Source organism: Lysinibacillus sp. ZYM-1, from assembly GCF_001308875.1.
Classification (GTDB): domain Bacteria; phylum Bacillota; class Bacilli; order Bacillales_A; family Planococcaceae; genus Lysinibacillus.
Window position 1 is genome coordinate 90,903 of sequence record NZ_KQ465107.1, and the last position, 13,974, is coordinate 104,876.

12 protein-coding genes are annotated in these 13,974 nt (G+C 37.1%); all 12 read right to left on the reverse strand.

The genetic code is table 11. From position 1 onward, the window contains the following. Positions 1-9: 9 nt before the first annotated feature. The 12 genes from AO843_RS01975 to AO843_RS02030 all read right to left on the reverse strand — a co-directional run bounded on the left by AO843_RS01975 (position 10) and on the right by AO843_RS02030 (position 13,972). Complete coding sequence (locus AO843_RS01975; RefSeq protein ID WP_082389365.1) at positions 10-1,107, reverse strand: AI-2E family transporter; 1,098 nt, start codon at positions 1,105-1,107, stop codon at positions 10-12. 223 nt (positions 1,108-1,330) lie between these two features. Next, positions 1,331-3,028, reverse strand: a complete 1,698-nt coding sequence (locus tag AO843_RS01980; RefSeq protein ID WP_054609476.1) for a M3 family oligoendopeptidase — start codon at positions 3,026-3,028, stop codon at positions 1,331-1,333. 77 nt (positions 3,029-3,105) lie between these two features. Then, positions 3,106-3,681: a YdcF family protein gene (locus AO843_RS01985; RefSeq protein WP_054609477.1), complete on the reverse strand. Its 576-nt coding sequence runs from the start codon at positions 3,679-3,681 to the stop codon at positions 3,106-3,108. Between the two features lie 75 nt (positions 3,682-3,756). Next, positions 3,757-5,499 carry a methyl-accepting chemotaxis protein gene (locus AO843_RS01990; RefSeq protein ID WP_054609478.1) on the reverse strand — a complete coding sequence of 581 codons (1,743 nt, stop codon included), beginning with the start codon at positions 5,497-5,499 and terminating at the stop codon, positions 3,757-3,759. 789 nt (positions 5,500-6,288) lie between these two features. Next, positions 6,289-7,584, reverse strand: coding sequence for an arsenic transporter (locus AO843_RS01995; protein ID WP_054609479.1), 1,296 nt, complete (start codon positions 7,582-7,584; stop codon positions 6,289-6,291). A gap of 64 nt (positions 7,585-7,648) precedes the next feature. Next, positions 7,649-8,368: a YebC/PmpR family DNA-binding transcriptional regulator gene (locus tag AO843_RS02000; RefSeq protein WP_054609480.1), complete on the reverse strand. Its 720-nt coding sequence runs from the start codon at positions 8,366-8,368 to the stop codon at positions 7,649-7,651. Between the two features lie 202 nt (positions 8,369-8,570). Continuing rightward, complete coding sequence (locus AO843_RS02005) at positions 8,571-9,032, reverse strand: low molecular weight protein-tyrosine-phosphatase (RefSeq protein WP_054609481.1); 462 nt, start codon at positions 9,030-9,032, stop codon at positions 8,571-8,573. 61 nt (positions 9,033-9,093) lie between these two features. After that, the gene (locus AO843_RS02010; protein ID WP_054609482.1) at positions 9,094-9,696 is read right to left on the reverse strand and encodes a lysophospholipid acyltransferase family protein; all 603 of its coding nucleotides are present in this window, start codon (positions 9,694-9,696) and stop codon (positions 9,094-9,096) included. A gap of 79 nt (positions 9,697-9,775) precedes the next feature. Next, complete coding sequence (locus AO843_RS02015; protein ID WP_054609483.1) at positions 9,776-10,609, reverse strand: putative RNA methyltransferase; 834 nt, start codon at positions 10,607-10,609, stop codon at positions 9,776-9,778. A gap of 2 nt (positions 10,610-10,611) precedes the next feature. Further along, positions 10,612-11,967, reverse strand: a complete 1,356-nt coding sequence (locus AO843_RS02020) for an MATE family efflux transporter (protein ID WP_197278857.1) — start codon at positions 11,965-11,967, stop codon at positions 10,612-10,614. A gap of 149 nt (positions 11,968-12,116) precedes the next feature. Then, a complete protein-coding gene (locus tag AO843_RS02025; RefSeq protein WP_054609485.1) occupies positions 12,117-12,884 on the reverse strand; it encodes a tyrosine-protein phosphatase in 768 nt (255 codons plus the stop codon). A gap of 137 nt (positions 12,885-13,021) precedes the next feature. Next, positions 13,022-13,972: an ABC transporter substrate-binding protein gene (locus AO843_RS02030; protein ID WP_054609486.1), complete on the reverse strand. Its 951-nt coding sequence runs from the start codon at positions 13,970-13,972 to the stop codon at positions 13,022-13,024. Positions 13,973-13,974 lie beyond the last annotated feature (2 nt).

Below are 13,974 nucleotides of genomic sequence, written 5' to 3' on the forward strand. Positions count from 1 at the left end.
TTTCGACTCCTATACTGACTTCGTCGCTTTTTTCTTAATCGCATTACGTTGATCATAAATATTGGAAACGATAACTTTTAATACTGCATAAAATGGCACAGCGATAATAATTCCAATAAAACCTGCAATATTACCTGCTGCTAGAATAATTGTAATTACGGTTAGTGGGTGGATATCGAGCGATTTCCCCATAACATTAGGTGTGATAAAGTTGCTATCAATTTGCTGAGCAACAAGCGTCACAACGGATACCCAAACAACTAAAATAGGATCTTGAATAACTGCTACGATCAGCGCTGGCAAAAATGCGATCCAAGGTCCTATAAACGGAATCATGTTCATAAAGAACGCAAAGATCACTAATAGTAACGAATATTCTAATCCAATAATTAAGTAGCCCACATACATAATAAGCGCTAATAAAAAACTAATTTGCAATTGTCCCTGAATATAACTGCGTAATACATCATCAATTTCACTTAATGTTTTCTTTACCCATTGCTGACGTTCGCCACTGAAATATTTATAAATAGATGGCGCAAATTTCTCATGATCCTTCAACATAAAAATAAAGAAGAATGGAATTAACACGGCTAATAATGATACTGACACAATAGATTGTAAAAAGGAAATAAACCCTTTACTCGCCACCATTGCGACATCTTGCACAGAATTCGCCATTTTTTCAATAACATCATTTACCTGTTGTGGGAAGTTATCTTTATTTAGCAGAACATAGTCTGTTAATTGCTGAATGCTCGTACTAATGCTTGAACTAATCATAGGGGCATTCTTCACTAATTTATTGACCTGTTCGGCAATCGGGTTACCAATTATCCAGCCAAAAACCCCTGCAATTCCTATTAACCCGAACACAATCGTCAATATACTAGCCCATCTAGGAAATCTACGCTTTTCTAAAAATCTCTGAATCGGTTCAGTCACATAATATAAGACCCCACCAAGTAATAAAGGCACAAAAATTGCTTTTAATATAATGACTAATGGTGAAAAAATCCATTGAATCTCTATAAAATATTTAATGATTAGTATTGTAAGTAGTATCCCTACACCTACTTGAAACCAAACTTTCCTCGTCACTTTCATTCACTTCCTTTTATCACAGTTACTGAAAATACTACTGATATATTAACCATTTCGCAAGTATCCTAGTATTTTTTAACAAAATCAATTGCTACTAAGTCTATTTGTCTCCAAACTTTTTCGTGTTTATTCGAAAAACTCTTTCTGCCAGGGCTCAGACAAACTAAAAAAATCCGTTACACTTCCACTTTACTAAACATGGAAGTGTAGCGAATTTAAGTATCTGTTATAGCGACGAATCATCTACAGAATTTAAGTATGCCTCAATTTCCCCAATAACGGATTCAACACAGCCATTTTCAAATGGTGAAATTAAGCCAGCCTCTTTTACAAGCTTGGTAAAGGACATAGAGCCACCTAAACCGCATAAATGAATATAGTCTTTCCAAGCTGTTTCAAATTCTTCACGTGAGCGTTTCCAGAACTGGAAGGCACAAATTTGTGCTAGCGTATAATCAATATAGTAGAACGGACTAGCATAAATGTGACCTTGACGCTGCCAAATCCCTCCTGCTTCGAGGTAGTTATTATGATCATAGTCACGATGTGGCAGATATATTTCCTCAATTTTCTTCCATGCTGCTTTACGTTCAGCAGGTGTCATTGTAGGATTTTCATAAATAACATGTTGGAACTCATCAACCGCAACACCATATGGTAAGAACAAAAGGCCACTGCTTAAATGTGTAAATTTATATTTTTCTGTGTCCTCTTTAAAGAATAGCTCCATCCATGGCCATGTGAAAAATTCCATACTCATAGAGTGAATTTCACAAGATTCGTAAGTTGGCCATAAATACTCTGGAATACCAATGTTACGGCTTGAATATACCTGGAAGGCATGTCCTGCTTCATGTGTTAATACATCGATGTCACCTGAAGTACCGTTAAAGTTCGAGAAAATGTACGGAGAATGATAGTTTTCGATAAATGTACAATAACCACCACTCTCTTTACCTTTCTTCGCCACTAGGTCCATGAGGTCATGATCAATCATGAAATTGAAGAATTCTCCCGTTTCAGGTGATAGCTCCTCATACATCTTTTTACCGTTCGCAACGATCCATTCTGGGTCCCCTTTTGGTGTTGCATTACCTGATAAGAAGTTAAGTGCTTCATCATAGAATTTTAAATCTTCAATGCCAATACGCTTCGCCTGACGCTCATATAACTTTGTCGCCACAGGTACAATTAAATCGCGAACTTGATCACGGAATTTTTTCACCATCTCTGCGTTATAATCGATACGATTCATTCGAATATAACCAAGTTCAACATAGCTGTTATAGCCAAGTTTAACCGCAATTTCATGGCGTACTTTTACAAGTTCATCGTATAAGCGATCAAATTCACCTTCATGTTCGGCAAAGAAACCAAAACGTGCATTTGTTGCTTCCTTACGTATAGCTCGATCAGTGGATTCCGCAAATGGTCCTAGCTGAGCAAGTGTTAATGTCTCTCCATTAAATTCGATTTGGGCAGATGCTACAAGCTTATTATACTCAGAAACAAGCTTATTTTCTTTTTGCATTAAATCGATTACTTCTGGTGAGAAGCCTTTAATTTGATAGTTTGCTAGGTCGAATAATTGTTGACCCCATTTTTCTTCTAGGTGCTCACGGAATGGTGAGGCAATCAATGCTTTATAGTATTCTGTTGTTACTTCTTCTAGCTCAGGACCAACTTCATCGAAATAGTCGCGCTCTGCTTGATAAAATTCATCGTTTGTATCGATAGATGCGCGAATATACACTAAGTTAGCCATTGTGGCAAAGTCATTACTGATTGCATTTAATTTTTCAATGATGCTACTTTGTTCGTCCATTGATTGCGCTTTTTTAAATTGGTCGATGAGCGCTAATTGTTGCTCTTTCATCTCAGCAACATTTGGACGGTTGTATTCATAGTCTTTAAACGTTTTCATTGAAATCCCCTCTTTCTGTCATATACCCCGTGATATTTCTATTATATGTCAAATCTTAGCTATTAAGAAACAATTATTTAATAACCAACAATATATGTTTTTAATAAGGCTGCTCTTTCTCTTATTTTTAGTCTTGCTTCTACCGACTTAGGTGTTTTGGCTGGCACAACATCCACCTCAAAATCTAAAGATTCTGCCAGATATTTTGCACGCTTTAAATGGAAGTCATTAGAAACAATCGTAATTTTCTTTGTCTCTTTTGGTAAAAGTACTTTAGAGAATACTAAATTTTCATAAGTGGAAGTAGATTTATCTTCTACGATAATTCTCGTAGCTTCAATGCCGTTTTGCTCTAGGTAATCTTGCATAACGGATGCCTCTGTTCGATCTTCATCTGATCCTTGTCCCCCTGACACAATGACCTTAACATGAGGGTACGTTGCTAAATATTGAGCGGCCACCTCTAATCTACTTTTTAATGAAAGTGATGGTACACCTCCTGGCTTTACTTTAGCCCCTAGTATAATCATATAGTCAGCCGAGCCATCTGCACTTGCTTCAACCCCCTGGTCTATTTCTTTTCCCAACCAAATATATAGGACAATAGCTATCCCTACTAAAAGAACTCCCACACTAATCACCCATTTTTTCACAAATCAACCCTCCTTTACCTTTTATTAACGTGAATAAAGAAAAAAGGATGCTTGATTACCAAGCATCCTCAACGATTATCTTAATATAAAGCGTTTAATGGACTCCTGTAACGCTGTAATTTCATCTGTTAAATCATTAGAAGATTCGCTAACAAGCTGAATCGCCCGTTGTTGCTCATCTACAGACGCTGTCACCTCTTCAGAAGCAGCAGCATTTTTTTCACTTATCATAGCAATGCTTTCGATGGACTTCATAATATCATTCTTGGAGCTATTTACATATTCTACGCCACCTGTCATGTCTCCAATAATTGAAATGATTTTTTCAACAGCAGATTTGATTTCTTTAAATGAAGACTCTGTTACCATGACGGAATCATTTTGTTGACTTACAATGACGTGAGTTTTCTGCATTTCATCATTGACTAAGTTCGTCTCACTCTCGATTCCCTTTAAGGTAGTGCGAACTAGTTCTGTTGCTACAGATGTTTGATCAGCTAGCTTCCTTACTTCCTCTGCGACAACAGCAAATCCTTTGCCATGTTCTCCTGCACGCGCTGCCTCAATGGAGGCGTTGAGTGCTAGAAGATTAGTTTGATCAGAAATCTCTGTAATCGTACCCACAATGCCTTCAATTTCACGTACCTTCACAATTAAACTACCAAAAACGGACTGAATATTCTGAATTAGAATTGAGGATTCCTGCGACTTTTCTTTTAAGCTAGTTATATTAACGATGCCTTCTTCATTAGATTTTTTCATATGTTGCGAAGCATCTAGCATTAATTCATTTTTATCATGCAATCCTTCAATTTGCTGAGCAAACTCATTAGCTGTTCGATTTGTATCCTCCGCCTCTGATGCTTGCTGTACTGCGCCTTTCGATACTTCATTAATAGCTTTGACGATTTCATCACCATAAGCATTTGTTTCTTCAGCAACCGCGGTTAAGTTCGCCGATGTCGATTGTATTTCTACAATTGCTTCCTCTACGTCTGAAATGAGTGTTTTCAGTTGATTAACCATTTCATTGAAGCCCTCATTTAACTGGCCAATTTCATCTGTCCGCTGTAAATGTTCGATATCTACAGTTAAATTCCCCTTCGCTACTTCGCGCACAAGCTTCGATAATTTTTTTACTGGTAAAGCTAAATGCCTAGATACTAAAATGACAACAATAACACCTATAATAATAGCACCTGCTAGTGTCAAACCAATTACTAATAGTAAAGAGTTCGCCTCTGCATTAAAATCCTGCATATATGTACCTGATGCAATAATCCATCCCCAATGCGGGTCTTTTGCTGAATAAATAATTTTATCTGCCAATACATCCTGCCCTGGTAGCTCAAATTCATATTTAGTAAAACCACCACCATCCAACGCTCTATCGGTTACTTCTCGAATAAAGTAATTACCACTGCTATCTTGATCGTTCCAAAGATTATCACCTTCTCGAGTAGGATGCGTTGTTAATGTTCCCTTATCATCTAATACATATATATAACCGTATTCTCCCAAATCACCTGGATAATTAATCGGGCGCTTCCCTTCACTATCTTTAGGGCCTAAGAAAGCTTCACGCACTCGCTCCTGTGCCACATCTAGAGGAATATCCCCCTTTTCAACACTTTCATTTGCGAGTTCGATTATTTGCAAAGCGGATTGGACACTATTGTAAATAACCTGTTCCCCAATTTCCTCCATACCATTCTTAGCCTTACTATAGCTAACTATACCAATAATTAAACTTGGAATAATTAGTAGTGCCAATGAAATAATAACTAGTTTCCCCTGTATTGAACGTAAAAACCTCATACTTTAGCCCCCTATTTCATTCGTTCAAAAAAAGTATATTAACTTATATTATGTTATGGTTTAGGAGTTTCTGCAATGGATAAAACACAAATTATTTTCTATTTTCCCTTTATTTGGTTTATTTCGACAAATCCATGCTCGTTTCGGATTACACCTTACTTCTCTACATCTAACATAAAAAACTATTTTTCTACAAGACTTCATCTCATAGAAAAATAGTTTAAAAATCATCATATTTGAATGTATTGATTGTTTCAGTTACCACTTTAGATATTTAAGCGAACATTGCTACAACCTCAATTAATTCTGAAACCATTGTTACTTGTAAATCAGCAGCCGTCGCTACTTCTTTTGTTCCTTGTACACTATGCTAGCGGTATACAGCTGAATCAGCCTGAATTTTATTGTTCCCCTCAACAAATTGTAAGTTTTGTTCAAGGCTTTCACAGATCCGTTGTACGCCTCTATTGCCTGCTTGTACATCTACCGAACTGTCAGACATTTCATGTAATGCTCGGTCTGTCTGTAATCACCTTATAGCTTTCCAGATGCATATGTATTTCAATCCACTGATGCGTTAGACATTTCTGCAAGCTTGCCCATTATTTTATTAAGTATGATTTCGCTATGTAGATCGTTGTCACAATAAAAAATGCTAACATAGCAAATGACATGAACACAATTCTATTACTTAATTTACTGTCATTCGTACCTCCCTCCATTTCTACTACTAAACTAATATCTTAACATTACCCATCGAACTATTTTTTAACGAATTCGACAATAAAATTATGATAATAAGGATATCCAGGTAACTAAAGCAATTAAAGTAACGAACAATGTCGGAATGGTAAGAATGACACCAAATTTAAAATACTGCCCCCAGCTAATTTTAATGCCTCTTTGAGCCAAAATATGAAGCCATATTAATGTCGCAAGTGAGCCAATCGGTGTCATTTTTGGACCTAAATTGGTGCCAATTACATTTGCATAAATTAATCCATCTTTCATCATGCCTGTTGCGCTCGTTTCAGAAATGGCTAATGCATCAATCATGACCGTTGGTAGATTGTTCATGACAGCTGACAAAACTGCTGCTACAAACCCCATAGTGATGGTTGCTACCACGAAGCCTTGCTGTACAGCCTGCTCTAGTAAATTCGCTAGCAAACCTGTCATCCCTACATTTTTCAAGCCGTAGACAACCACATACATACCAATGGAAAAGAACACAATGTTCCATGGGGCTCCTTTTACAACCCTCTTTGTATCTACAAAAGAACTACGCTTTGCAAGCCACAAAAAAATAGCTGCTACACTACATAAAATAAATGACACTGGAATGAGGAACATTTCGCCGATTACAAATCCTACTAACAGAATGGCTATCACATACCAAGATATCGCAAATAACTTTGGGTCTCTAATAGCTTGCTTTGGTTGTTCAACTGCCTCGAGGGAATAGCGTTGTGGTATGGAACGACGAAAAACAATATAAAGTACGGCTATACTAGCTACTAAAGAAAAGAAGTTCGGTACAACCATATGAATCGCATAATCCATAAAACCTATCTCAAAAAAGTCAGCTGATACAATATTTGTTAAATTACTAATAATAAAAGGTAAGGATGTTGTATCTGCTATAAAGCCACTAGCAATAATAAATGGGAAGATCATCTTTTCCGTCAAATTCAGTTTTCTTACCATTGCCAAAACAATTGGTGTTAATATTAATGCGGCTCCATCATTAGCAAATAGCGCCGATACTATTGCTCCTAAACATGCAATATAAACAAATAAACGTATACCATTTCCTTTAGCTAGTCGTGCCATATGGAGAGCAGCCCATTCAAAAAAGCCAATTTCGTCTAAAATAAGTGAAATTAAAATAATACCAATAAAAGATAGTGTAGCATTCCAAACAATTCCTGTTACCTCAAGTACATCCTGCCATGTAACAACCCCAATTATTAGCGCTAAGGCAGCTCCTATACAGGATGACCAACCAATCGATAATTTACGTGGCTGCACAATAACAAAAAATAAAGTCACTAAAAACAAAATAATCGCTAAAGCAGTCTGCATGTCATGTCTTTTCTCCCTAATTAAAAACCAGTAGCTTTATGTGCTACTGGTTTCCTAAATGAAATTATTCTCCTAAATCTGCATTATGGAAGACATTTTGTACATCTTCTAAATCTTCCAATGCATCAATTAATTTTTCAAATTTCGCTGCATCGTCGCCAGTTAATGCTACTTCAGTTTGTGGTAACATAGTAAGCTCTGCAACTGTGAACTCTTGTATGCCAGCAGCCTTTAATGCCTCTTGTGTAGCAAAGAATTGATCCGGTTCAGCATAAATAATGACTGCTTCCTCTTCTTCCAAAATATCACGAGCATCTACATCTGCTTCCATTAAAATTTCTAGCACTTCATCAGCTGTTTTACCTTCTAAACCAATAACTGCAGTAGAATCGAACATATAAGCTACAGAACCACTGACACCCATATTTCCATTATTCTTACCAAATGCTGCGCGAACATCGGATGCTGTACGATTCACATTGTTTGTTAAAGCATCTACAATAATCATTGTCCCGGCTGGACCAAAGCCTTCATAACGTAATTCATCAAAGCTTTCGTCACCGCCACCTTTTGCTTTATCGATGGCTTTTTCTATAATATGTTTAGGAACACTGTATGTTTTTGCACGTTCAAGCACCACTTTAAGTGCACGGTTTGACTCTGGATCTGGTTCGCCTGATTTAGCTGCCACATAAATTTCTCGTCCGAATTTAGCATTGATACGGCTAGTGCTTTGATCTTTAGACGCTTTCTTTTCTTTAATGTTATTCCACTTACGACCCATTGTTTCCACTCTCTTTCAAAGGATAGATTTATAAAAAATGATAGATATGCAGTTGCACATCTTAAAATGGTAATTAAATACTTATCGTATCTTTACTCTGCAAATAATAACATAATGATGCTTACAAAGCTAGATATACCAATGTTTAAGCATATTTTTTCTGTAGAAATAGCTGTAAAAATTTACGTTATTTAGTATCTATTTATAACAGTTCACGTTTAATTTTATCTATTATTGCCTGGCAGCCTTCTAGCACTAAATCGTAGGTTTCTTGAAAGTCCCCTGTGTAATAAGGATCCGGAACGTCTTGACGATGTTCTGTTAAATCTAAAAAACGAAAAATCTTTGGTGAAGAAGGGTTACCCAATATCGTTCGAATGTTGCGAATATTACTTTCATCCATCCCGATAATGTAAGTGAATTCTTCTAAATCAGCCTTTTGTAATTGTCGACCTAGCATTCCAGTTGTAGAAATACCATATTCTCTAAGCTTATCCTGTGTACCTCGGTGAGGAGGTTCACCGATATGCCATGAGCTTGTGGCAGCAGAATCCACATCGATTTTATCGTCTAAACACTCTTTCTTCACCAACTCACGCATGACTGCCTCTGCCATTGGAGAGCGACAGATATTGCCTAAGCAAACGAAAAGTACTCGAATCATCTCTATTATCCTCCTACAACAAAGCACTCAAAATCTAATTGATTCTGAGTGCCATTTCATATTATTTTACTGCAATACGTTTTTGTAATTCTTCTGTTAAAGCAACTAGTTCATGTTCAAGGTGTTGAGTAAATTGCTCACGACCTTCTTTTCCTTTACCCGTTACATAAAACGGCTCGCCATAGATTAAATAACCTTTACCACGTTTCATTACATCTCCAGCATTACGTGCACCTACGTAAGCAGCTGGAACAATTTGCGCTTTTGCCAATTGTGCAATTGTAATGGCGCCTTGCTTTAAATCCGATCCTTCTGCGTTTCGTGTACCAGATGGGAAAATCCCAACTACTTTACCCTCCTTCAATAACTGTGAAGGAATTTTTATAACACTTGGGCCAGGATTATCACGGTCCACCGGGAAGGCATTTAAACGCTCAATAAGCCAACCAAGACCTTTCATTTCAAATAACTGCTTCTTCGCCATAAAGTGGATTTCTTGAGGGTACATGGCAACGCCTAGATTTAAAATATCTACATACCCTGTGTGCGTACAAGCTATAATATACCCACCTTCTTTTGGCAAATTCTCTTCTCCATATACGTGAGCTTTTGAACCCATTAGTTTTAATATTACTTTTACAATATTTGCTACTAATTTATACACTGTTACATTCCTACCTTATTCAATAGTTATTTCCATTGTAATCGAAAAGACCAGTATACTGCAATTGTAGGTGACCATCTTAAACCTTTCCTAGCAATAGATCCACATCGATTGTAATTTCATTTAATACAATGTCTGTATCTTCTTTTTTATGCCAGCCCATCGGTGTCATCTCCAGTAGTGCAGGTACAAGCTCCTCAGCAAGTGGTAAAGTATAGGTTACACGCTCAATGCTAACTTCACCAAAACTATCTTGGAAACGAGCGACAATTTGTTCATTGGAATACGTTTCCTTGCTCGAATCCGCATATAATTGGGCACGTAGCTCCTGTAAATAGCCGCTTTGCGGAACAACCTTTACAATACAGCCATTGGGCGCAAGAAGCCGTTTAAATTCCTCATAATTTGCTGGTGATAAAATATTTAAAATAGCATCAAAACTTCCTTGCGCAAAAGGACTCTTAGCTAAATCACCAACACACCAAATTTGCTGTGGAAAATGACGAGTTGCTGCCAAAATGCCCTCTTTTGCTATATCAATACCGATGCCTATACCTTTCTTTTTCTCACTCATAATACGAGCTAAATGTGATCCCTCTCCACAACCAGTATCAAGGACCGTATTCGCAGGGGCAATGAGCTCCACAATCTTTGCTTCTAAAACATCATAAATTCCACTATCAATAACAGCTTTGCGAGATTCAAAAAGATCCTTACTATATTTAGAAGTAGAACCATGTGTCAGCATGTTGACATAGCCCTGTTTGGCAATATCAAAAGAGTGATTGGAAGAACAAACGAGTCTCCCCTGCTCATAGACGTGCATGGTTTGCTGACATAATGGACAAGCGAAAAGCCTGATATGTTGATCCATCAGTGTTGCTCCCATTGCACGTTTAGATAGTGCTCCCATTGCTACTCCTCCTTCTGTTCATTAGGTGAAACGAGAGCAAAACGCTCCCATTTGCGGCTTTTCCATCTAAAGTATACGATAATTGCCCTTACCCATTCATCTGCTGAGATGGCTAGCCAAATACCTACCAAGCCCCAATCTAGGACGAATACAAAAAAATAACCAAGTGGTAGACTCATACAAACCATCGACAGAAAACCAATTTTCACAGGAAACCTTGCGTCTCCTGAGGCACGTAAAGAGTTAATGACTACGATATTCATCGTCCTACCCGTCTCTAACAATATACTTAACGCCAATACAGATGCTCCAATAGCCATAACCTCAGGGTTATCTGTAAAAACATGCATAAGTTGCTTGCGGAAAATCGTGACAACACCAACCATGATGATGGTGAAAATAAATGCTGCTCGAACACTTGTCCAAAGCTGATGATATGCCTCATCTTTTTCCCCTGCACCTACATGTCTGCCTATAATAATGGCAGTTCCTGTACCAATGGCAATAGCAAATAAATAGGTAAACATAGATATATTCATGGCATATTGTCGTGCTGCCAAAGTTTCTGCCCCTAAATACGTGGCATAATATAAAAATATGATTTGACAAAACTGATAAAGAACCTGCTCAAAGGCAGATGGTAAACCAATGTTTAAAATTTTCCTTACATATTCCTTAGAATATTCGAAGTAATAATGTAGCTTTACCCGCACTTCCATCACTTGATACAGCAACCAGAAAAACACCAGCATGGCTAATCCTCTACTGATCACTGAGGAAATGGCTGCACCTTTTACACCGAGCTCTGGTAAACCAAAATTCCCAAAGATTAAACCGTAATTTAGCACAACATGCAGTACATTCATGCCAAGTGATACATACATCGTCTGTTTAGTCCAACCATGAACGCGAATAATTGCAGCAAGAGCATTAATGATTGCTTGAAGGAAAATAAAACTCCCAATAATAACTAAATAACTTTGAGCATAGTGAAGTACCTCTCCTTGCAAGTTCATCATCGTCATTAATTGACTAGCGAAGAAGAAAAATAGAATACTCATTAAAAGCCCAACGGCCAAATTCATTGTGACTGCTAAAGCCGATATTCTCGCTGCTTCAAATAAACGCTTGGAACCTAAATATTGTGACACAACAATGGATGCTCCATTGCCGACCACCTCAAGAATTAAGATAGCAATATGAATATATTGATTGGCTGCACCTACACCCGACACAGCATTATCTGATAAAGCACTAAGCATAAAAGTATCGGCTAATCCCATTAACATAAATAAAAATACTTCTAAAAAAATAGGCCACGTTAAATGGAATAGACTTAACTTATTGGTTTCTTTCATTGTGTCTGCCAATACCCTCACTTCTCCAATATTTTTCTTAAAAATCTATTGTATCTTATCATAAATTTTCAGACTGTAAAGAGATTTATAGGAAGACAGCGCTTCCACATAAAAAATCCCTCTCACATAATTTGTGAAAGGGTTCTTATTTAGATTAAACAATAGGACTGTAATTGTTCACGCCTTTCGGTTGTTAGACCAAACTCCTGCTCCAAAAAAGCGGTCTTTGAACCATAGCGATGATCCATAGCATCTAATGCTGCTTGTAAATAGTCCTCACGAGCAGACATTAAAGCATAAAATTGCTGTAATTCTTGCTCATTATATTGGTTCTGAATAGCTTGAGCCATTCTTTCTACCATGGGTCGTAAATGGTTATTCGTATCTAAGTAATCTTCCATGATTGTCTCCTCAGGTACATCTAAAGCCATTAAAATAAGGGCTCCTCCAATACCTGTTCGGTCTTTTCCTACTGCGCAATGATGGACAAGCCCTAAATTTTCAGGGTTTTGAATGGTTATCATTAATTCCTTAAAAGAGGAATTATGAAAAGGCATTTGTGCATAAAAGTCTCGGAACATGTCAGGGCTTACCACTTTATAAAAATCTTTACCACCAGCATTTGTTGGCATTTCAAAGGCATGTTTCCCCTTTGCTGGTATTTGAATATATTGAGTTTGTGGGAACACAGGATTAGGATTATGTTGTACTTCATTGGTGTCACGATAATCAAAAATGGTTTTAATACCCAATTTTTCAAATAACTCTTTATCTGTCGATGTCATTTTACCAAGTGCGGCGGAGCGATAAAATAAGCCATTTCTTACAACACGCCCATCCCTTGTCTTATATCCCCCCATATCTCGGAAATTATAAACTGCCTCAAATGAAATCTTTTGCGTTTGTAATTGTTTCACTTAACTACACCTCCCTATTTTTTTAAATATTCTTACCTTTATTCTATAGAACAAACTAAATTAATACCAATTTTCACACTAGGAAATAAAATAAAAAAATGCTAGCTGTAATAAACAACTAGCATTTTTCCTTATTCTTATTTAAATAATTCTGGGTAAACAGCTTTTGCTACTAGCTCGACTGCTTCTCCGATACGAGGACCAGGGCGATTAGAGATATCTGTGTCCAGAGACTGAACTGCTTTGTTTTGAATAGCTGTTACAGTATTCCAACCATCACGAGCAAGGATTTCTCCTATTGGATTTTCTGTATAGTTGTCTGTTGTTAAAATTACGTCTGGGTTTTTCGTAATGACATCTTCCTCGGATACTTGCTCCCACCCGTCTAGGTCATCAAAGACATTCTTAACATTTGCCGCATTTAATATTTCTTGCTGGAAAGTGCCAGAACCTGCTGTAAATATTTGTGGCTTAGGAGCGATCTCTAAATAAACATTTTTCGGAGCTTTTACTTCCTTAACCTTTGTTTGCACATCAGCGATTTTCTCTTTAATCTCTTCGTTTAAAGCATTTCCTTTATCCTTAACATCCATAACTGCTGCAATTTGTTCGATATCTCCATATACATCATCGAATGTAGCAGCTGATTGAATAACAAACACTTTAATTCCAGCGTCTTCAAGTGGTTTTAGTGCATCCTTATCACCAATAGTATAAGCAATAACAACATCTGGCTTTAACGCTAAAATTCGTTCACTGTTAAAATTCATAGTATCTGAGACACGTTCGATTTTTTTCGCAGCTTCTGGATACGTATCGTATTCTGTTGCTCCTACAATTTTATCACCAACACCTAATGCAAATAGAATTTCTGTATTACTTGGTTGCAAGGACACAACCGTTTTAGGCACTTCATTAAACTCTATTTCTACACCACGATCATCTGTTACTTTGTAGCTTGTTTGCTCAGTCTGTTGCTTATCTTGGGAAACTTCTTTATTTTTTGTATCTTCAGCGGTACCACAACCTGCTAAAACCAGTGCTAGTAATAATACCGACAGCCATTGAAAATTAAATATTTTCTTCATTG